This window comes from Cohnella thermotolerans DSM 17683 (genome assembly GCF_000429825.1).
GTDB lineage: Bacteria > Bacillota > Bacilli > Paenibacillales > Paenibacillaceae > Cohnella > Cohnella thermotolerans.
In genome coordinates this window covers 46000-66532 of the sequence record NZ_AUCP01000036.1, presented here as the reverse complement: position 1 = coordinate 66532, position 20533 = coordinate 46000, and the positions used below count along the sequence as shown (strand labels likewise).

Annotated in this window: 19 protein-coding genes and 2 pseudogenes; 8 read left to right on the top strand and 13 right to left on the bottom strand. The window is 56.7% G+C overall.

What is annotated here, in order from left to right:
* Positions 1-216: pseudogene (locus G485_RS28820) on the bottom strand (IS1380 family transposase); the annotation flags it as partial.
* A gap of 158 nt (positions 217-374) precedes the next feature.
* On the opposite strand from G485_RS28820, the gene G485_RS25410 reads away from it, so the two are divergent.
* Together G485_RS25410 and G485_RS0106595 are read left to right on the top strand one after the other, a co-directional pair.
* Positions 375-1361 (top strand): hypothetical protein, encoded by a 987-nt coding sequence (locus tag G485_RS25410; RefSeq protein WP_051318078.1) that lies wholly within the window; start codon positions 375-377, stop codon positions 1359-1361.
* A gap of 114 nt (positions 1362-1475) precedes the next feature.
* Positions 1476-1715, top strand: a complete 240-nt coding sequence (locus G485_RS0106595; protein WP_027091906.1) for an NHLP leader peptide family RiPP precursor — start codon at positions 1476-1478, stop codon at positions 1713-1715.
* Here the strand turns inward: G485_RS0106595 and G485_RS25405 are convergent.
* The 3 genes from G485_RS25405 to G485_RS0106580 all read right to left on the bottom strand — a co-directional run bounded on the left by G485_RS25405 (position 1689) and on the right by G485_RS0106580 (position 5003).
* Complete coding sequence (locus G485_RS25405) at positions 1689-3605, bottom strand: sensor histidine kinase (RefSeq protein WP_051318077.1); 1917 nt, start codon at positions 3603-3605, stop codon at positions 1689-1691. The two genes, G485_RS0106595 and G485_RS25405, sit on opposite strands and share 27 nt — an antisense overlap.
* Before the next feature lie 180 nt (positions 3606-3785).
* Complete coding sequence (locus G485_RS28815; RefSeq protein WP_084423161.1) at positions 3786-4052, bottom strand: DUF6171 family protein; 267 nt, start codon at positions 4050-4052, stop codon at positions 3786-3788.
* A 24-nt stretch (positions 4053-4076) separates the two neighbouring features.
* Positions 4077-5003 (bottom strand): ArsR/SmtB family transcription factor, encoded by a 927-nt coding sequence (locus G485_RS0106580; RefSeq protein ID WP_027091904.1) that lies wholly within the window; start codon positions 5001-5003, stop codon positions 4077-4079.
* Between the two features lie 253 nt (positions 5004-5256).
* Here G485_RS0106580 and G485_RS0106575 point away from each other — a divergent pair, with 253 nt between their 5' ends.
* The gene (locus G485_RS0106575) at positions 5257-6744 is read left to right on the top strand and encodes an alpha-N-arabinofuranosidase (RefSeq protein WP_035155066.1); all 1488 of its coding nucleotides are present in this window, start codon (positions 5257-5259) and stop codon (positions 6742-6744) included.
* 154 nt (positions 6745-6898) lie between these two features.
* On the opposite strand, the gene G485_RS25400 is transcribed toward G485_RS0106575, so the two are convergent.
* Positions 6899-7228, bottom strand: a complete 330-nt coding sequence (locus G485_RS25400; protein WP_051318076.1) for a GNAT family N-acetyltransferase — start codon at positions 7226-7228, stop codon at positions 6899-6901.
* Positions 7229-7587: 359 nt separating this feature from the next.
* On the opposite strand from G485_RS25400, the gene rpoD reads away from it, so the two are divergent.
* Positions 7588-8511, top strand: coding sequence for an RNA polymerase sigma factor RpoD (rpoD, locus tag G485_RS0106565; protein ID WP_051318075.1), 924 nt, complete (start codon positions 7588-7590; stop codon positions 8509-8511).
* An 18-nt stretch (positions 8512-8529) separates the two neighbouring features.
* Positions 8530-8766, top strand: coding sequence for a hypothetical protein (locus G485_RS0106560; protein ID WP_027091901.1), 237 nt, complete (start codon positions 8530-8532; stop codon positions 8764-8766).
* Between the two features lie 123 nt (positions 8767-8889).
* Here the strand turns inward: G485_RS0106560 and G485_RS25395 are convergent, their stop codons facing one another.
* The 5 genes from G485_RS25395 to G485_RS0106535 all read right to left on the bottom strand — a co-directional run bounded on the left by G485_RS25395 (position 8890) and on the right by G485_RS0106535 (position 14579).
* Positions 8890-10266, bottom strand: a complete 1377-nt coding sequence (locus G485_RS25395) for a family 4 glycosyl hydrolase (protein WP_084423158.1) — start codon at positions 10264-10266, stop codon at positions 8890-8892.
* A gap of 18 nt (positions 10267-10284) precedes the next feature.
* Complete coding sequence (locus tag G485_RS0106550) at positions 10285-11208, bottom strand: carbohydrate kinase family protein (protein ID WP_027091900.1); 924 nt, start codon at positions 11206-11208, stop codon at positions 10285-10287.
* 100 nt (positions 11209-11308) lie between these two features.
* Entirely contained in the window at positions 11309-12241 is a 933-nt protein-coding gene (locus tag G485_RS0106545) for a carbohydrate ABC transporter permease (protein ID WP_084423157.1), read from the bottom strand.
* A 13-nt stretch (positions 12242-12254) separates the two neighbouring features.
* On the bottom strand, positions 12255-13172 hold the full coding sequence (locus G485_RS0106540) for a carbohydrate ABC transporter permease (protein ID WP_027091898.1): 918 nt from the start codon (positions 13170-13172) through the stop codon (positions 12255-12257).
* Between the two features lie 60 nt (positions 13173-13232).
* The gene (locus tag G485_RS0106535; RefSeq protein ID WP_084423156.1) at positions 13233-14579 is read right to left on the bottom strand and encodes an extracellular solute-binding protein; all 1347 of its coding nucleotides are present in this window, start codon (positions 14577-14579) and stop codon (positions 13233-13235) included.
* 285 nt (positions 14580-14864) lie between these two features.
* Here G485_RS0106535 and G485_RS0106530 point away from each other — a divergent pair, with 285 nt between their 5' ends.
* Entirely contained in the window at positions 14865-15614 is a 750-nt protein-coding gene (locus G485_RS0106530) for a GntR family transcriptional regulator (protein WP_027091896.1), read from the top strand.
* A gap of 98 nt (positions 15615-15712) precedes the next feature.
* Here G485_RS0106530 and G485_RS25390 read toward each other — a convergent pair whose 3' ends face one another.
* The gene (locus tag G485_RS25390; protein ID WP_051318072.1) at positions 15713-16354 is read right to left on the bottom strand and encodes a TetR/AcrR family transcriptional regulator; all 642 of its coding nucleotides are present in this window, start codon (positions 16352-16354) and stop codon (positions 15713-15715) included.
* Positions 16355-16449: 95 nt separating this feature from the next.
* Here G485_RS25390 and G485_RS0106520 point away from each other — a divergent pair, with 95 nt between their 5' ends.
* Positions 16450-16989 carry a hypothetical protein gene (locus tag G485_RS0106520; RefSeq protein ID WP_027091895.1) on the top strand — a complete coding sequence of 180 codons (540 nt, stop codon included), beginning with the start codon at positions 16450-16452 and terminating at the stop codon, positions 16987-16989.
* A 53-nt stretch (positions 16990-17042) separates the two neighbouring features.
* Here G485_RS0106520 and G485_RS0106515 read toward each other — a convergent pair whose 3' ends face one another.
* A complete protein-coding gene (locus G485_RS0106515) occupies positions 17043-17819 on the bottom strand; it encodes an exodeoxyribonuclease III (RefSeq protein ID WP_027091894.1) in 777 nt (258 codons plus the stop codon).
* Positions 17820-17902: 83 nt separating this feature from the next.
* Here G485_RS0106515 and G485_RS25385 point away from each other — a divergent pair.
* Positions 17903-18628 (top strand): annotated as a pseudogene (locus G485_RS25385) (MBL fold metallo-hydrolase); the annotation flags it as partial.
* Between the two features lie 77 nt (positions 18629-18705).
* On the opposite strand, the gene G485_RS0106505 reads toward G485_RS25385, so the two are convergent.
* Positions 18706-20328, bottom strand: coding sequence for an alpha/beta fold hydrolase (locus G485_RS0106505; RefSeq protein ID WP_035155061.1), 1623 nt, complete (start codon positions 20326-20328; stop codon positions 18706-18708).
* Positions 20329-20533: the final 205 nt, after the last annotated feature.

Here is a 20533-nt window from a genome sequence, read left to right as displayed (position 1 = left end):
TTCGATGTGGTCGAAGTCGCTTTTGCCTTGGCAAAGCAAGCCAAGATAGCTGGTCATGACATCGCCATGACTGTGAATCGGGTTCTCCATTCCTTTCACGGTGGAGCGATTGAGACGCTGCGGCAATCGGGTATGGGAAAGCAAGGCGCCGACGGTGGCCAGGCCAGCATGCGTAGTCAACAGAATTTCCTTAGATTGGGTGAATTGGATTCTCATATGTAGCACCTCGCAGGTGAAAGTGGATCATTCATGGTTCCTTTAAAATTCACCATCGGAGATGCGATTTCCTTTCTTTTTCTTCTTTTTCACAGAAGAACTATCACGGATTCAGGATAGAGTCAGATTTCCACTGATTTCCTAAGGGGGCGGAGAACATGCCGAACGAACCATCGAATGAGAGGCCGGGCTTTGCGAAGCTTCCGGAATTTTTGGTTGAATACGCCGATGAGATTGAGCGGATTTTCGCGGAAGCGGCCGGCGAGATCGCCGAATTCCCCGACGGCTTGCGCGAGCTCGGACAAGCCCTTCTTGCGAAATCCGATCCGATGCGCAACGGCGGAACGACGAACGGAATCTGCTATCTGCTCCCTTATTGGGCAGGAGAGCCGGCGGGAAGTCCGATCGGACTGTGCCGGGAACTGGCGGTGGCCAACATTTATATGATGCTTCATTTCTTCCTGGTCGACGATGCGATGGACGGAGAGGAGGGCGGGCCGGGGAACGGGGTTCGCGCCTATCTGTCGCTCTCGGAGCTGTTCCACGAGCGGTTCCTGCGCCGCTACGCCCGGCATTTCTCCTCCGATTCTCCGCTGTGGGGCTACAACCGCAAGTATTTGGAGGAGTGGGCGCGCGTCGTCTACCGGGAGACCGATCTGCCGGCGGATCCGCGGGATGTCGGGCGCCTGGCCGGCAAAGCGGCGCCGGTGAAGCTGTGCGCGACGGGACTGCTGATCGGGGCCGGTCGGGAGGAGGACGTCTCCCGGACGGAGGAAGCGGTCGATCTTGCGCTGGCCGTGCTTCAGCTATCCGACGATCTGGCCGATTGGCGCGACGATCTGCCGAAGCAAGCGAACGCGAACGCCTTCCTTACGCTCGTGAAGGAACGGCTTCAACCGGACGCCGCTCTGGACGAGACGGCGGTGAAGCGGGCGATCTACCGGCACGGTTGTCTCGATCGCCTGGCGGATATCGCCGACAGCCATGTCGCCCGAATGGGACTTCTGGAGGGCGCGCAGCCGAAGCTGGCCGCCTTTCAAGCCTGGATCGCCGCAAGCATCCGGAAGGATGCGCGGGAAGTGGAGGAATGGACGACGAAGCTTGCGGCAGGAGGAGGGTTCGCCAACTACCTGTCCAAGCTGTAATCGCCTCCTTTTGTCAAATTTATCGAAAATTTAGAAAACGATAGCGACTAAGAGACTAGTACGTGGTATGATAGAAGAAGTAGTTCATCCATTCTATGGAAGGATTGTGATCCTATGTCTTTGGAATTGTTAAAGGTGGAGATCATCAAGAAGGCTTGGTCCGACGAGGAATTTAAGACAAGCTTGCTGTCCGATCCGAAGAACACGATCAAATCCGAATTCGGCGTGGACTTTGCCCCCGAAATCGACCTACAAGTGGTAGAAGAGACGCCCAATCGCTTCTACCTGACCCTTCCTCCGAGTCCGGAAGCCGTGGACGACGGAACGTCAAGTCCGGAGGGCGTCTGGAGCTGAATGAGATGAATCGAGAGGGAACCGGAGAATCGCTTCGGTTCCCTTGCCCTTTTCGCTGCGGAAGTCGAGCGTTCCTCTCATCACCTCGACGATCCGGAACGTGACCATCAAGCCGAGCCCGGTTCCTTTCGTTTTGGTAGAGAAGAAAGGCTCGCCCAGCTTGGCGATTTGTTCCGGCTCGATCCCCTCTCCGTTATCCTCGATGCGCAGCACCGCCGTCCCGTTCTCCACGTAACCTTCGATCCGGATCCAGCCGTCCGCCGTCAAAGCTTCGACGCTGTTTTTGACAATATTAATAATCGCCTGCTTCAGCTTCGAGGCGTTGCCCTGGATGAACAGGTTTTCTTCGATCCGGACCGTCAGCGTTCCGCCGTGCATGGCGACGAGCGGGTTCATAATCGACTCGATTTTGCTTATCTCTTCGGCCAAATTCAAGCGCTCGACCGTATCCAACTCCGGCTTGGCGAAGGTCAGGAAGTCGGTAATGATGTTGGAGGCGCGATCCAACTCGTGAATGGCCATTTTGAAGTACTGAGCGTTTCCTTCCTCGGCTTTGCCGGCCAGCAGTTGCAGAAAGCCCCGCGTAACTTGCAGCGGATTGCGCACTTCGTGGGCGACCGATGCGGCCAGCTCGCTGATGATCTTGATTTTCTCCGATCGTTGCAGCCTGTGGTTGTAAAGCTCCAATTCCTTCGAGTAGCTGACCAGCTTCGAATAGTCGGACGAGATCCGTCTGGCCAAAATGACGACGAGCGTCACGATAAACGCCATGACGCCGAACTTCCACAGGAACAGCACATACTGGGTTTCTTTGGCAAGGAAAAGAGTCATATCGAGCGCGACCGACAGAGCCAATACGAAAATGCCGACCGACAACAGGATGCCGTCTTTATTGCCTTTAAGAGCGTTTCGAACGGACAGAACGATAATGAACAGCATCTGAACGAGAATGAGAAGGCCGAGAATCGTGGTCGTAAACAGATCGTACAGGGCGAAATAACGGTCTCCCTCCACTTTATAGAAGAGGACGACCGCAACGCAAAACAGCGAATAGCCCGCTTGAAGCTTGGCGAATTTCGCATACAGCGCGGACGTGTCGTCAAAGACGCGGCCGATATAGAAATTAAGCGCGGGAAACATGGCGAAGACGGACAGATCGAACAGGATCAGGAACAGGTTCCCGAATCTCGGGAAATAGATGTACGGAAGCGGCGAATACGTCGCGATGAGAATGCCTGTCGTCAGAGCGATCGTACATAAAGAGAGCCAGGGTCCGCGCTGCCTCCCGTTCAGGTAGCCGGAACACAACGACATGATGAGCCCTACGAACGTGATGGACGCGCCGAGCAGAAGGTCGGGCAGGTTGCGGCGAATGAATCGGTCGGACAGCGAATCCAGCTCCCCGATCCGAATGTCGCTGCTGAGCCCCGCCTTCTTCTCCGAGAGAATGCGGATGTACAATTCGGCAGGTACGTTCTTTGCGCCGAGCGGCAGCAGCAGCTTGTCGCGCTCGAATATAAAGTGGCGCTGCGATTCGAACATGAGGCGTTGATCGGCATAAACGGCGATGTCCAGACCATACAGCCGTTCCACCAGTATGCCCGGGCTTCGCCAGCGGGAGGTCGGGGGAACGTCGATACGAACCCACATCCCGACTTTCCCCTTCGGGATGTTCGTTATCGCATGGCCGGCGCGGCTGGGCATCCATTGGCCGGATGCGGGAGGAATTTCCGATTGCGCGTCTTCGCTGCCGATCCACATGACGTCCCAGCTCTCGATGACCGCTTCTTTCGATTGTGCATGGGCTCGGGACGGAGGCACGAAGAGGACGGCGCCAACAATCAGAATGAAAATGATAGGAATCATGGGCAGCGAACGAATCGATCTCATTGCGCACCTCTCGGCAACTTCTTGGTCTGAAATCCAATTCGACACGCTTCCCCAGTCTCCTGTAAATATTGATAAAAATTTCATGAATACTCTAAAAAACACGCCGATCCGCCGCCGCCCGGTCGCGAGCGCAGCAAGATCGGCGTATGTCTGTCGAATGGCATGGATGGATGGAAGCGCCTATCCGGCCCATCGGCTGCCGCCGGGAGCGGGGCAAGTCTTGTCCGGGAATTTGGCCCGGACCTCGACGAAGCATCCGCAATGCGAACAAGTCGAGCCGTACTGCAAGGACGGGCAGGAGGAGCAGGCGGCCAGACGGCTCTCGTATACTTCGTCCGGGACGCATGCTTCGGGGAAACGGGAGATTTGGCGAACCATCTTCTCGATCTGCTCCCGGGTCGCGTGAACATCCGCGGAGCAGCCTTTGCACGGGGAGCTTGTCTGCATGCCGAACGTTCCCCTCCTTTACGGTTAATCGATCCCCTCGGGCGCAGCTTTCTCGTAGTACAGGCGAAAAAGAATGTCCTGCTTGTAATTGCCGAATCCGTTGCCGAACAGGGTGAGTCCGCCGACATTGCGCGATTGGCTCTCGACCGCGATCCGGAGCGTCCACTGTTTGTCCCAGACGTTGACCTGATCGAGGGTCACATCGGACATCGGGTTTCCGTCCATTCGGGTGCCTTGGGTCGTCACCGTCAGATGCTTGAGCAGCCCGTACTGGTTGATGTCGTCGGGCCACCAGGGCGGATTGTATTTGCCCCGCTTGTCGCCGAAATCGCCGGGGCTCGTCCAGGTGCCGAGCTTCACGTTGTTCAAGTAGAACGTAATGTCGGACGGCCATTCATTGTTCGTCAGCGGCGCTTCCGAGGCGATCTCCATCGAAATGACGAGCTCTTTCGGGCTTTCCGTGGCCAGCAGGAAGTTGGGAATCTTGTATTCGATAAAGCCTTCGCTGAACCAGATAATTTTCGCGTTGAATCGGTCGGCGTCCAGGAAGGACCGGGGATCGTCGACGATGCCGAGAAATTGCTCGGTCGTGGCCAAGCCGCACGTCGGCTCCACATGGAAGTCCGTGAAATGTCCGACGGAAATTTCCCTCTGGTGATATTCCCGAATGTGCTCCATCTTGTTCGGGAACGCGATCTCCGCCTGTTCGACTTGCAGCGAGCATACCTTCTGCACACCGCCGCGGCTTGGCTGCATTTCGCTGCGGACAATGCCGGCTTTCTCCAACTTTTTAATGTGCATCGTCATGATGGCGCTGCTCAGGCCGACCGCTTCCGACAGCTCGCGAATATTCATGGGCTGCTTGGCCAGCAGGCGGATCACCTTGAGGCGGACGCTGCTTGCCAGCGCTTCGTATACGGGCAAGGATTTCTCGGTAATGTCGAGGTTCATGCCTATCCTCCAGTTCGGTTCCAACGATGAGAGTGTGTAAGAATAATATATATTTTTATTAATTATTTCGCAACGACACATGCCATCGTCCGGATTCGGACTGTCGGACCGGGGGAAGGGCAAAAAGCGGTCCGTACTTCATTTGGCCTTGATCGTATTGACACGAAAGCGCTTTTTCATTATTGTTGATGTTGAAATAAACATATTACTGGAAATATTAATTATTAAAGCTCGGGCAGAGGAGGAAATCGGGTTGGCAGACCGCAAAATCGTCGTTCACGCCGACTGGTCGCTGGGCACGATCAACAAGAACATTTACGGCCATTTCGCCGAGCATCTGGGCCGCTGCATCTATGAAGGCTTATGGGTAGGCGAGGATTCGGCCATCCCGAACACGAAGGGGATCCGTAACGACGTATTGGAAGCGCTTCGGAAGCTGAACGTTCCGGTGCTGCGCTGGCCGGGCGGCTGCTTCGCCGACGAGTACCACTGGAAGGACGGCGTCGGCCCGCGCGAGTCCCGCAAACGGATGATCAACACCCACTGGGGCGGCGTGGTGGAGAACAACCATTTCGGCACGCATGAATTTTTCGAACTGTGCGAGCTGCTCGGCGCCGAGCCGTACATCTGCGGCAACGTGGGCAGCGGCACCGTTCAGGAGATGTCGGAGTGGGTCGAGTACATGACGTCGGGCGGCGATTCTCCGATGGCCAACTGGCGCAGGGAGAACGGCCGGGAGAAGCCCTGGAAGCTGAAATATTTCGGCGTCGGCAACGAGAACTGGGGCTGCGGCGGCAACATGAGGCCGGAGCATTACGCCGATCTGTACCGCAATTATCAAACCTATGTCCGCCAGTACGGCGACAACCGGCTGTACAAGATCGCCGGCGGCGCCAACGTCGACGATTACAATTGGACGGACGTGCTGATGCGCGAGGCGCACTGGCTCATGGACGGGCTGAGCCTGCATAACTATACGATTCCGGGAAGCTGGGAAAATAAACGGCCGGCGCTCGGCTTCGACGAACGCGAATGGTTCGAGACGATGCAGAAGTCGCTTCGCATGGACGAGCTGATTACGCGCCACAGCACGATCATGGACCGCTACGACCCGCAGAAGCGCGTCGGCTTGATCGTCGACGAGTGGGGCACCTGGTTCCTGCCGGAGCCGGGAACGAATCCGGGCTTCCTGTATCAGCAGAACACGATGCGCGACGCGCTGGTGGCGGCGATTCACCTGCACGTGTTCCACAAGCATTGCGACCGCGTGCAAATGGCGAATCTGGCGCAGATGGTCAACGTGCTTCAGGCCGTCGTCCTGACGGAAGGGGACAAGATGCTGCTGACGCCGACCTACCACGTGCTGGAGATGTTCAAGGCGCATCAGAATGCCGAAGCGCTGGCCGTACACGGCACGTTCGGGGAGTACGAGATGGACGGCGCAAGCTTGCCGCAGGTGAGCCTGTCGGCCTCGAAGAAGGACGGCAAGCTGCACATCAGCTTGTGCAACCTGAGCCATGCGGACGCGGCCGACCTGCAGATCGAGCTGCGCGGCACCGAAGCGGCATACGATTGCCGCGGCGTTATTCTCGCGGCCGACGAGATCGGCGCGCACAACACGTTCGAGCAGCCGGAGCGCGTCGCGCCGCGGCCGTTCGAGGGTGCGACGCTCGAGGGAGGCAAGCTGCAAGTCCGCTTGCCGGCGGCGTCCGTCGTCGCGCTGTCGTTGGAGGCGCGGTAAGAGCAAGAAGCCAGCCTTTTGGGGGCTGGCTTCTTGTGTTTGGCGGAGGCGCCGAGCAAGACGGGCGGTGCGGCGTCGAGGAGCGGAACAAGACTTGATCGCAGCCCGGTACAAATTCCATCCGTCCTCCGACAGGAAGCGGCCATAGTAGCGTTCAAGACGAACCCGATCGTTCCGCAGGCTCTGCGGAGGCAAACAAACCCGCGAGTGCAATGCCGTTCGGATGCTGTTGCCATCGAATATAATCCGGCAACCGTTCCGCGATCAATTTGCCGATGCCGCTGCGCTGATGCTCGGGCAGAACGGCGACATCCTGAATATAAAAATACATGGAGTCGTCGCCGACGATTCGCCCCATGCCGACCGCAGCGCCGCCGCTAACGGCGACCATCGCATAAAGCGAATGGGCGAGGGAATGCGACGCCATGTCCGAGTCGACGGTTCCCCATCCGACGGATTCCCACAGGAACCGATGTTCGGACACCGTTGGAGACCGCTCGATTATCTTCGAGGCCACCTTATCTACGGAAGGATAGGCGGCTGTCCTGTCAACCGCCTCGTTACGATTTGCCGATAACGTCCTCCATGACGCGCCCCCCCTCTCTTCCTATCCTAATCCGAAATGTCAGGAAGGAATAAGAAAAACTTTGCGCGGAAAACCAAACGAAAAACCCCCGGCATCGAGCGCCGAGGGTTGCAAAAAAGTCTAAATATTGGGAACTGCAAGATAGATCTTGCGTACTTGTTATTGATTTGTTACAATGGCATATGCCCTTGTGATATGTACATCTTAAGCAATCATAAACCATATTATCACAAGCGGAAGCGTTTGTCAAGAATGAAATGGCTTCTCGAAGCGTTGAAGGAGGGGTTGGGGAAATGTCGGACGACCGGACGGAATTCCTTATCGGCGAAGATCTGGCTCTCCCGCCGGGCATCAAGATGGATGACCCTGTGCGGATGTACTTAAAGGAGATCGGACGCGTTCCGTTGCTCTCAGCCGATGAAGAGATTGAGCTGGCGAAGCGGATCGAAGAAGGCGACGAATGGGCCAAACGGAGATTGGCGGAAGCGAATCTGCGTCTGGTCGTCAGCATCGCCCGCAGATATGTCGGACGCGGCATGTTGTTCCTCGACCTCATCCAGGAAGGCAACATGGGCCTGATCAAAGCCGTCGAGAAGTTCGATTACCGCAAAGGCTTCAAATTCAGCACGTACGCGACTTGGTGGATTCGCCAGGCGATCACCCGGAGCATCGCGGATCAGAGCCGTACGATCCGGATTCCGGTTCACATGGTGGAGACGATCAATAAGCTCGTGCGCGTCTCCCGCCAATTGCTGCAGGAGCTCGGACGGGAACCGACGCCGGAAGAGATCGGGCAAGCGATGGAGCTGGAGCCGGATAAAGTCAGGGAAATTTTAAAAATATCGCAGGAGCCGGTGTCGCTCGAGATGCCGATCGGGGACGAGAACGATTCGAAGCTGGGCGAATTTATCGAGGATCAGGATGCGCCCGCGCCTTCCGAAGCCGCGGCGTTCGAGCTGTTGAAGGAGCAGCTCGCGGAAGTGCTCGACACGCTGACGGAGCGCGAAGAGAACGTGCTTCGGCTGCGTTTCGGGCTGGACGACGGACGGACCCGCACGCTCGAGGAAGTGGGCCAGGAATTCGGCGTCACTCGCGAGCGGATTCGCCAGATCGAAGCGAAGGCGCTGCGCAAGCTGCGGCACCCGAGCCGGAGCAAGCGGCTCAAAGATTTCTTGGATTAACCCGGAGGAGGACGAGGCATGCGAGAGCAAGAGACCGGATTTCTCATCCGCTGTTTGCGGTGCGGCGAAGAGCTTCGGGTTGTGCCGGGCCGGCGCGACTACCGCAACGAGCGCATCGTGTTCGGCACGGACAATTACGGTGCGGACCAAATCTCCTGCGAGTGCGGCCAGGCGTTGGACGAGTACAGCCGATTCGAGAACGGCCCCGAGGAGCGCGAATTTGTCGTTGAGTGGCGCGATATCTCCAAGGCGTAAACGGAGGGAAAATAAAAGCGGTCAGGGAACGATTAGTCCCTGGACCGCTTTTATTCGTATGTCTTCAACGGAAAGCCCTTATGCCCAGCAGAACCAGCGGTGCCTTTGCTTGCAAAGCCATGATTATTGAAACTGAGGGAGGTAAGGTTGATGAACGACCAAATATTCATCCAGGATCTGTTTGGCGACCGTAAAGGAAGGCACCATCGGGTGAACCGTCAGCGCATTGAGCGCGGCTTGATAGTCGCCTTTGACGGCAGCTTCCACGGTGAACCGCTCGTAGGCTTTGATAGGGTGAATCAAGGCCTTGGATGCTCCCGGAATTTCCCCGACGGTCAGCGGTGAATAACCGTTGCCGTTGACCAGACAAGGAACTTCAACCACGTCGTCATCGCTCAACCCGCCGATAGTGCCGTTGTTCGGCACGTTCAGAATCAGAACTTGCGGCTTGTTCAAATGGATGCTCTTGATAATATTGATCGCCAGTCCTTCGTAGCCTTCCTCTTCGAACTCCAGCGGAGCCGGCTCCTCATGCTCGTGAATATTGTGAACATGGCCGGACGTTTCGCGGGACATATAGGTGCTCGAACGCTTTTCCAAAGTATCGTTATAATCCTTCCAAGCTTCGGCAAGCTTTCCTTCCTTGACAAGCGGGGTGATGCGCTGCAGAAGGGGACGATTAAGCTTGACGATCTGTTCGCCGCGCGTCTCTCCGACTTCTAAAATGTTTTTGACCGCTTGGTCGTAATAGTAGAAGTAGTATAAGTACTCGTTGGGCAGCATGCCGATATTGCGGATCAACTCCGGATCGAAGAAGCTGAAAATATGCGAGGATTTCTGCAAACGTTCGAAGTTTTCGAGCAGGTAGGGCATTTGGTCCTGACCGTCAAGAAGCACCTTCGGCACCCAGCCAAGGTGGTTCAAGCCGAAATAATCGACCTGCAAACGGTTGGCGTGCACGCGCAGAAATTTGCTCAAGGCGTTCTTGATGCCGGCGTGGGCGTCGCAGATGCCGATCGTCTTCGCGGAACCGTACGTGTTGAGGGCTTGAGCGAGAAGACCGGAAGGGTTGCTAAAATTCAGCAGCCAGGCGTTCGGAGCCTCTTCGGCAATGATTCGCGAGTATTCGATCATGACCGGAATGGTCCGGAGCGCCATGGCGAAGCCCCCGGGGCCGGTGGTTTCCTGACCGAGGACGCCATATTTCAGGGCAACCCTCTCGTCGTTGACGCGGCTCTCTTCCTGCCCCACACGCACGGCGGAGAAGATAAAGTCGGTTCCTCTGACCGCCTCCCGAATGTCCGTCGTGAAAGTCACTTTGAACGGGGCGTTGTTTTTCTCCGCTATATATTTGGAAAGCTTGCCCATGACGGACAGCCTTTCTTCATCGTTGTCGAACAAAGCGACTTCGCGAAATTCCAACTCCTTGGAATGCCGGATCAGACCGTTTACCAATAATGCCGTTCTCATGCCAGCGCCGCCTAGTACCGTAAGTTTCATCGTATGATTCCTCCTGTATCAGTTCTTGGGTTTGAATTCTTCCAGGGAGACGACCTCGTTCCAGGTCGGAGAAGCGGCCGTACCGCCCAGCCCTCGGACGGAGCAGGATCCGCAGTAATTGCCAAGCCGTACCGCCTCTTCTAACGGCCAGCCCCTGGACAGACCCGTCAGCAAACCCGCAAGGAAATTGTCTCCGGCGCCCGTCGTATCGATCGGATGATCGACCGGATACCCCTTCACTCTTTTGGGCGTTCCCCCGTCGGAGTATACGGCTCCTTCCGGCCCCAGTTTGATGACGACGGTGTCCAACAGCTCTCCAAGCGCCTCCAGCGCTTGTTCCGCCGTCTCCGTTCCGGTGATCGCGAGCGCCTCTTTCAGGTTGGGCGTGTACAAATGACCTAACCGGAGAATGTCCTTCAGCCTCGGATCGGTCAGCCACGAATCGTCCCAGCCCAGATCGTACACGACGCGCATCCCTTGGCTCCGAGCCGCTTCGATCAAGGGCACGTATTCCGGTTTTGGGTTAACGAGTATGAAGCGCGATGCCGATTGCCGTACCATTTGCATGAGGTGATCTTGGTAACGCGGGAAATCCAGCTTGTCCTCATAGGTCAGGAACGCTCGATCGCCTCCATGATTGAACGCCGCGGTGACGTTTCGCAACGGACGGTCGAGACGATAGATTCGGTCGGTGGAGATGCCTTCTCTTTTGAGGCGCCATTCGGTAAGCTCGCTCAAATCATCGTTGCCGAGAGGGGACAAGACGCAAACGTCCATTCCGAGACGGGACATCGCCACGGACGTAATATAGGCGCTTCCTCCGCAGGTGAATTCGAACGCCCCGCTGTACACCTCCTCTCCCGGCATAGGCATTCGGGGAATGGAGGCAAAGATCACATCCGTGAAGATCGTCCCGCAAACCAGCGCGTCATAGGTTCTCACACCGCAAGCACCTCCCAAGTTCGCTCATCTGTTCAAATTCATTATAACGTTACTACAAATTGATGCAAGAGAAGACTTGTCTATTCGCCAAATCTCCCCTTTATCCCTTAACCCCGCCTGCCGTCAAGCCGCCTACAATATAACGGTACAGAAACAGCGAGATCAATACCGGAGGCAGCGAGGCGATAAAACCGGCCGCCGTCATCAGGCCCCAGTCCAGACTGTGTTTGCCCACAAATTCGCTTACGGCGATCGGCAGCGTTTTGGAGGCGTACGTCTGGGTAAAGGAGCTGGCGAACATGAATTCGTCCCAGGCCGTCAGGAACGTAAAAATCGAGGTTGCCGCGATTCCCGGCATGGCCAGCGGAAAAACAATCGTGAACATCGTACGAAAACGCCCGCTTCCGTCCACAAACGCCGCTTCCTCCATCTCCTTCGGAACGTTTTTGAAATAGCCCGTCATCATCCAGACGGCGAATGGCAAAGAGAAGGTGATATAAGACACGATCAGCGCCCAAACCGTATTGAGCAAAGGCGGCGTTCGAAACCAAACGATGTCGGTGAACGGAATGCCGACCGTTACGCCGTCGCGCATCATCATGTAAAGGGGAACGACGATGCTGATCGTCGGCAGCAGCTGCATCGCCAAAATGGCGAAGAGAGCGGTGGAGCGGAAGCGGAACTTGATCCGGGCCAGCGCATAGGAAGCGAAGACGCCGATCAAAATCGTGAATGCCGTCGTAACCGCGGCGACGACAACGCTGTTGCGAATGGCGGAGACGAAGTCCAATGCTCCCGGCCCGCCGAACAGCTGCCGGTAATTGATCAGAGTGAACTTCTTCGGAAACAGGTGCCCGCTCAGCAGTTCCTGCTTCTCCATCAAGGACGACAGCACAAGATTGGCGAACGGAGCCAGAGTGAACACGCACAGCAGCGCAAGTCCGATCCACAAATAAAACGGCGGGATCAATTCCGTCGGTTTCGCTCTGAACAAGCGTCTCCCGATTCCCCTTCGCAAAGTCGTGTTTGACATGATGCCCCTCCTCTCAATCGGTGTCCGAGTTGCGTCTCAACAAAATCATGTAAACGACGATCAGCAGGATAATAAACAACGTCGTCAGCCAGGCCATGGCGGACGATCTTCCCAAGTAGAAGTAACGGAACGCGTTGTTGAACGTCAAATAGCTGACGGATGTCGTCGGGTCTCCCGTAAAGACGGTGAGAATGTCGTATACCCGGATCGCGTTGATCAGTCGGAGCACAACCGCTACGATGACGGACGGCATCAACTGCGGGATCGTCACGTGCTTGAGCTTCTTCCAGAAACCCGCGCCGTCCATGGCCGCGGCTTCATAGAGGGACCCGGGAATATGCTGCATTCCCGCCAGGAGCAACAAAGTCATAAACGGCGTCGTCTTCCATACGTCCGCCAAAATCACGAAGTTCATGATGGAATCCGAATTGCCGAGCCAGACCGGATTCTGATCCGGCGCAAGCAGGTGCGCTCGATGCAGCAGTTGGCTCAGCGCGCCGTTGCCCGGCTGATAAATCCAGTTCCACATCAAGCCGTTGACCAGTGTGAGAAGCGCCCAAGGGACGATGATCGATCCCCGGAAGAACGTGCGGCCTTTGAAAGATTGGTTGAGCAGCAGGGCGCTGAAGAAGCCGAGAACCAGCTCGGCGGCGACCGATAGAATCGTAAAATAGAAGGTGCGGTCGATCGAGACCCAGAAGTCGTGATTTTTGAGCAGCTCCAGATAGTTGCCCCATCCGATGAAGCGAACGTCCCCCGGTTCCGTCAAATTGTATTTAAACAGGCTCCAGACCGCCGATTGGTAAATCGGGTAGATAAAAACTTTGCAAAGCACATAGACGGTCGGCAATAAAAGCAAGATGGCGAACAAAGTGTCTTTTCGCTTGCGGTTGAGCAGCCCAAGCCTAGGAGAAGGGGATATTCGGGCCATGGCGTCGTGTTCCTCCTTGCTTCGGGAAGCGGCTGGACGCGCCGGCCGCTTCCCCACCGTTTATTGGGAGCTCTCGATTTTCTGTACGGCGCTGTCCAAAGCGGCTTGAGGAGTCTTGTTGCCGACCAGGGCCTCGTGAATCTCGGCCGCAAGCGCATCCGACCACGTTACATAACCGGGTGCGTTTGGACGGTTATAGCCGTATTGATATTGGTTGACGATCTTGGAGAAATGGTTGCTCTTGTCCGAATTGACCACTTCGCTGTCCTGGAACAATTCGTTCAAGGAAGGATAGTTGCCCGTCTTCTGGAAGAACGGAAGCTGGAACTCCTTGCTGGCGACGAAGTTCAGGAAGGCGAGAGCCGCCTCCTTATGCTTGCTGGACTGCAGAATCGCCAAACCCTCCGAGCCCGTAACCGCCGCCGACAGAATGCCGCCTTCTCCCGGCATCAGACCGACGTCCGTTTTGCCGGCCACTTTCGACTTCGTCGGATCGTCCAAATCCGGGTACATATACTCCCAGTTGCTCATCATGGCGATTTTGCCCGCAGCGAACGCGTTCTGCACATCGTTCTCCGTCCATTGCAAGCTGGCGGGATCTACCGTTTTGTCCTTTTGGACGAGATCCGTCATGAATTGAAGGGCTTGAACCCCTCCGCCTTGATTGAAGATGGGCTTGCCGTTGTCGTCGAAAAATTTGCCGCCGAAGGCGCTGGTCAGGCTGACGAAGTCGCAAACAAGGCCTTCCGCTTGCTTCCAGGACCATGCCGAGGCATAGATGCCAAGCTCTTTGAGCTTCAAGGAATCCTCTCTGAACTGGTCCCAAGTAACGGGCGGCTTGTCGATCCCGGCCCTGGCCAGGAGCTCGGTGTTCCAATAAAAGTGCTTTGTGCTTGAGAAATGCGGAATCGCGACGAGATGGCCGTCGTATTTAACGGATTCGAGCGACGAAGGAGAGAATTGTTTTTGTACGTCCGGCGGCACCACGTTTGTCAGGTCGACGGCAAAATTCCCCTTCAGAAATTGCCCGGCCCAGATCGTGTCCATCTCGACGACGTCGATATCGGAGGAATTGGACATGACCGCGGTCGAAATCTTGTTGTAAAGCGAGTTATAGTCCGTGGATACGGCATTCACCTTAATGCCCGTTTGCTTCGTGAACTCAGCGAACGTATCGGCCATCAGATTGTTCTTGTCGTTGCTCCAGAGCAGCGTGATTTCCTGACCCTTAAGCGAAGGATCGTTGATCTTGCTCCAATCCAGCTCGCTTCCCGCCGCCGTTTCGGCTGCGGCGGTTCCCGACGCCGAGCTCGAAGCCGCCGGCGATCCTGTCGGAGCGGCTGAACACCCGGACAACAGCATTAAACCAGCCGCGCAGGCCCCTATCCATTTCACTCCCGATTTCATCCCGTTTCGCCTCCTATAGCGCTTTCATTTTTAATGATTACGTTACAACAAATTAGTTATATTGTTACAACATCATTATATATTTGGGTTATTGGAGCGTCAATATAAGTGACGAAATTTCAGTTCATCTTGTTTGCTATGAGTTTTGAATTACATGGGATGAACGGGTTTATATCGCGATTAGTATTTTACTCTACAGCACGCTGCGGTTACAATGAACTTATAATGATTATTCCGATGTCCGTATGTGTACAACACATAGCTTGTTAATTGGAGGTTGTTATGATGACTGAAGGCAAACAGGGCGTCGCCCTTTATTATGTGATTAAGGAAAAGCTGCTGGAGAAGATCAAAAACGGCGGCATGAGGGTCGGCGACCAGTTGCCGACGGAGAACGAGTTGACCCAGCAGTTCCAGGTCAGCCGGACAACCATCCGGCTGGCGATGCAGCAGTTGGAGCTTGAAGGGTACGTCCGGAAGGTGCAAGGCAAGGGTACTTTTGTGTCCAAGCCGAAGCTGAAGGAATCGTTGACGCCGAGCATCAAGTCCTTCCAGGAGCAAATGAATGGTCTCGGGGTCAAAAGCCACGCCAAGGTGCTGGAGCAGGGGGTTGTTCCCGCCGACATGACGCTGGCGGAGAAGCTGAAGATCGAGTTGAAAGATCCGGTAGTCAAGCTGGTTCGGCTTCGCTACGCCGACTCGGAGCCTTTGCAATACAGCACATCTTTTATTCCGTGGAAGCTTGCGCCGGGCCTGACCGAGGACGACTGCACCGGCTCGCTGTTCGAGCTGCTGCGCACGAAGTATCACATTGCCCTTCAACGTTCGATCGAGTCGATCGAGCCGATTCTCCAGAGCAAGCATACGGCCGGTCTGCTTGAAGTCAAACCCGGATCGCCCGCTTTTCTGCTGGAGTCGATTACTTTTGCAGAGGATGACCGGCCGATTGAATATTCCTCTGCGGTCGTTCGAGGGGATTTGACGAAGTTTACGCTTGAACGTTTCTTTAACAAAGAGGAGAAAAATGAAGGGTAGGTTTTGATTAGGAAAGGAATTGGCACGCGGCAAGTTAGTCTCCACTCAAACGAATTCATCTCGACTGCAAGAGCTTGGTTCGACTCTCTTTGTTTGTCCTAACCGTCCGGGAACGAATTTGTTCCCGGACGGTTCTTTTCAGTTGGAGCGTGCCCAAGCAAGCTGTCGAGGTGATAGGAGACGGTGCGCAGCATCTCGTCTTTGCCCGTTCGTTCCGGGAATGCGGCGCGGTGGACGACCAGCCCGTCGAGAAGCGCGTGCAGCCTTCTCGTCTCAAGCTCGGCGTCCATGCCTTCCTTCGCCAGCTTCCGGGAGACGAGAAGGTCGATCATGCCGCGAAGTCCCGCATAGAGATCGTCGTGCACGTTTTGATAAATCGCGCGTATGCCGGCGTCGGAGGCGGCTTTCCCCGCGAAGGCGAGCCACACTTCGGCTTCCAGCGTACGGATCTCGTCGAGCGGAAGCAGCTCTGCGAGCGCAATCTCGATATCCCGGCGCGGCTCGCCGGTGAACGGCAAGCTTCGAATCCGTTCTCTTACCCGCTTCGAGATCAGACTCATGGAGAACGCGAGCAGCTCGTCCTGCGAAGCGAAGTAATGGCGCAGCGAGCCCAGCGACATTCCCGCTTCGTCCGCCACGCGTCGAACGGATACGCCGTCCAGCCCGTCCGTACGGATCACGCGCCATACGGCTTCCGCAATATTTTCTTTTCGTTCCTCATGATTCACGATTTTTGGCATGTACTCATTATAGCACGCTTGTTTTTCAATACAATCGTGCTATAATAAGTCCGTATTTTTAATACAAATGTATTAAAAAAGAGAGGGGCGGAGCGATGGTTGCGGTCATTATCGGATGTGAAATTGCATTCTGGGTGTTCGTGCTGGCCGGGTTGTTCTGCCGCTATGCGCTCGGTAAACGGCGGATCGGCGCGTTGCTGCTTTATTGCACGCCTGTCGTCGATCTCGTTCTTCTTGCCGTGGCGGCGATCGATTTGAAGAATGGAGCGAGGGCCACGATGGCCCACGGTTTGGCCGCCGTCTACATCGGCGTGTCGATCGCATTCGGGCATTCGATGATTCAATGGGCGGACGCCCGATTCATGCACCGGTTCGCAGGCGGTCCCGCGCCCGCCAAGAAGGCCGGATTTGGCCGGGAGCACGCCCGTCAAGAACGAAGCGGTTGGTACCGGCATCTGCTTGCCTGGGCCATTGGATGTGCGCTGCTGTACGCAACGATACTTATCGTAAACGTGGAAGAGCGGACCGAAAGTCTGGACCGGGTCATTAGGCTGTGGTCGCTCGTGCTGGGCATCGATTTCCTGATCAGCTTCAGCTACACGTTATGGCCGAAGCGCGCTAAAGATGAAGCGTAGCCGGCGCCATGCTTCCGAAGCCGGCAACATTACAAAGAAGTAACATGCACGATCTACTCCTTCCTTGAAGCGAGCGAATCCGCCACTTCCAGCGTCACCGGGCAATGATCGCTGCCCAGCACGTGGGCGTCGATGCCTGCGTCGACAAGATGGGGAATGAGCCTCTCGGAAGCGAGAAAATAGTCGATCCGCCAGCCGACATTGCGCTCCCTCACCTTCGGCATGTTCGACCACCACGTGTAGGCGTCCTCCCGATCCGGGTAGAAATGGCGGAACGTATCGATAAATCCGGCGTCCAGCAGCCGCGTCATCTTCTCCCGCTCTTCGTCGGTGAAGCCGGAGTTGCCGCGGTTGCTTCGCCAGTTCTTGATGTCGATCTCCTTGTGCGCCACGTTCAAATCGCCGCAGGCGATGACCGGCTTAACGGCGTCGAGCTGCTGCAAGTAGCCGCGGAACCGATCCTCCCATTCGAGCCGGTACGGGAGCCGGGACAGATCGCGCTTGGCGTTCGGGGTATAGACGTTGACGAGATAGAAGCCTTCGAATTCCAGCGTCAAGATCCGCCCCTCCGGCTCATAGTCGTCCTCGATGCCGTATCGCACGGATAGAGGTCTGATTTTCGTAAAAACGGCCGTCCCCGAATACCCCTTCTTCTCCGCATAGTTCCAGTAGAACGAATACGAATCGCCGTAGTCCAGGCTGATTTGCCCCTCCTGCAGCTTCGTCTCTTGCACGCAGACAATATCCGCGCCCGATTCCAGCACATATTCGTTAAATCCTTTATTGACGCACGCTCTCAAGCCGTTGACGTTCCAGGATGCCAGCTTCATCTTGTCGACTCTCCCTATCGAATCCGAATCTATTCTTCCAGTTTATCATAGATTGCCGCCTTCCGGCCGTCGACTGGGCTTCGGACACGCCGTCCCCGTTCCCTCTGTTCGGGGGCAAGCGCTACAGCCGCGTCCTGCCGGCCGAACCCGAGCGTTTGCCGCCGATCGACGCCGTCGTCCTGTCCCACGACCATTACGACCATCTGGATTACGGCTCGATCTTGAAGCTGAAGGACAAGGCGAAGCGGTTCCTGGCCCCTCAGGGAGTGGGAGCCCGGCTTATCCGCTGGGGAGTCGATCCGGCAAAGGTGAGCGAGCATCGCTGGTGGGACGAAGCGGAGTTGGACGGCTTGAAGCTGGTCTGCACGCCGGCCCGGCACTTCTCGGGGCGCGGACTGTTCGACCGCAACTCGACGCTGTGGTGCTCTTGGGTCGTCGCGGGGGCGGGGATGCGGGTCTTTTTCAGCGGGGATAGCGGGTATGGCCCCCACTTCAAGGAGATCGGAGAGAAGTTCGGACCGTTCGACTTGACGCTCATGGAGTGCGGGCAGTACGACGACAGGTGGGCCGCGATCCATATGCAGCCGGAAGAGACGGTGCAAGCCCAACTCGACGTGCAGGGGAAGCTGATGATTCCCGTGCATTGGGGCGCGTTCACACTCGCCTTCCACGCCTGGACCGATCCGATCGAACGCGTGACCCGGGCGGCCCGAATGCGCGGCGTTCGGGTCGCCACGCCCCGCATCGGCGAAGCCGTGTCCGCAGACGCACAAGCGATTCCCGAACTCGCCTGGTGGGAGGCGGAGTGACGCGGGAGCAATCTCTGGACGTACAAAACGGACGAAAGGCCGGGCAGTCCCCGGCCTTTCGCTATCCATCGGATGAATTATGGCGTTCTCTTGATCCAGGAGGCGATGTCATTGACGATGGCCTCGGCCACGTTGCTCGGCTGGACGTATTCGGCTCCGGTGGAGACGCCGTCGTATTCGCCGAGCAGATGCGTCACTTTCGGGTACGACTTGAACTCTACGTCCGACCGGTTTTGCAGCCCGCTTTTCCACCCTTCGAACTGGTCGATCGGCACCTGGAAGTCGTTCTCCCCTTGCAGCACGAGCATCGGACCGGATTGCTTCTTGGCGAGCTCGACCGGAACGTAATCCCTTTGCTCGTACCACCAATAGGCGTTGGAAGCCGGGAAGTTGCTTGGCAGATGGTCGGCTGAATACTGCGGATCGTTCACCATATCGGCCACCGCCTTCACCTGCGCGGCGCTCTGCTCGTACGGCGCAGTATCCTGCCCGAGGCTCTTGACCCGCTTGATCAGTTCCTGCTGCTGCTCGACCAGCAAGTCCGTAAATTTGCCGCTCGGGGCCGACAGCAGAATGGTGCCTTTGATCGCATGATCCTTGTCGGCATCGACGATCAGCGGCATCGCGAACCCGCCCTGGCTGTGACCGGCCACGAAAATGCGGGACGCGTCGATATCGGCTCTCGTCTTTAACAGGTTCACGGCGGCGATCGCGTCGTCTACCGTCTCCCGCCGGAGCGTGATCTTCGGGTCCGACGCGATCTTGAACGTGTGCTCGTACGTGACCTTGTCGTACCGCAGCACGGCGATTCCTTGCGCGGCGAGGCCGACGGCGAGATCGCGGAACGGCTTCGCCCCGTAGATGGAGGAGTCGCGGTCGTGCGTTCCCGAGCCGTGAACGAGCACGACGACGGGGAACGGGCCGCCCGTCGCCGGCTTGGTCAACGTTCCCGGCAAGGCGAGAGGCCCTTCGCCGATCGTGACCTCTTCTTCCGTATATTCGGAAGGGTGGTCGTAGGAAGGCGCATGGTAGGACGAAGGGTTGGCCGTGCCGATGTACAGGTCGTCTACTTCGCCTTTTTTATTCAGCCGAACCGTGTAAGAGAGCTGCGTTTTGTCCGTTTGATAGGTATAGGTAACGTTGTCGTGGACGGCGTTGCGGCTTGTCGTTTTGGACAGCTGCTTGACGACGTTGCCGTACACTTGGCCGTAAGCCGCCCACAAGCTTTGAAGCTGCGGCTCGGTTGCCACCTTCTTGAACTCGGGGCTCATATACTGGAGCGCTTGCTTCGCATCCCCTTGGCTCAGTGCGCGAATAAAAAGATCCGCCGTATCCGCCGCCTCTTCGGGCTGTTCGGACACCGCGGCCAGCCATTGGGCGAGCAAATCCGGGGAGATGAGCGTTTGATTGCGCACGACCCGAAGCGGCTCGCCGAGCTGAACGGGAGCTCCGTTCAAGGTGGCGGTCGCTTGCCCGATCGTAAGCACGAGCGTCGTCGTGCCTTTGGTGACGGTAACGGTCCGGCTCGCGCGGTCCCAACGGACTTGCGCGCCGAGCTTGCCGGCGGTCTCCCGGATCGGGGCCAGCCCGCTGCCCGTCGAGTCGGCCTGCGCCGCGCCCGCGACGCCGGGCAGCGCCATCGTCAGCGCAAGGACGGCGGTCGCCGCGGTTTTGAAGGCATGGCTTCTACGATTCCTCATCTGATATAGTGGCACCTCTCTCTATTGATGGTATAAATCCAATATATCAGGTTAATCCTGCCAACTCAAAATAGAAGAGTGCAGGTTAGGGCGTAACGAACACCAGAGACCTCATCGGCAACAAAACGGATGGATTTCGAGCGCTAACGAACCCAGACAACCTTATATGGCGGAAAAACGCGCATATGCACGACAGGCATGTCCA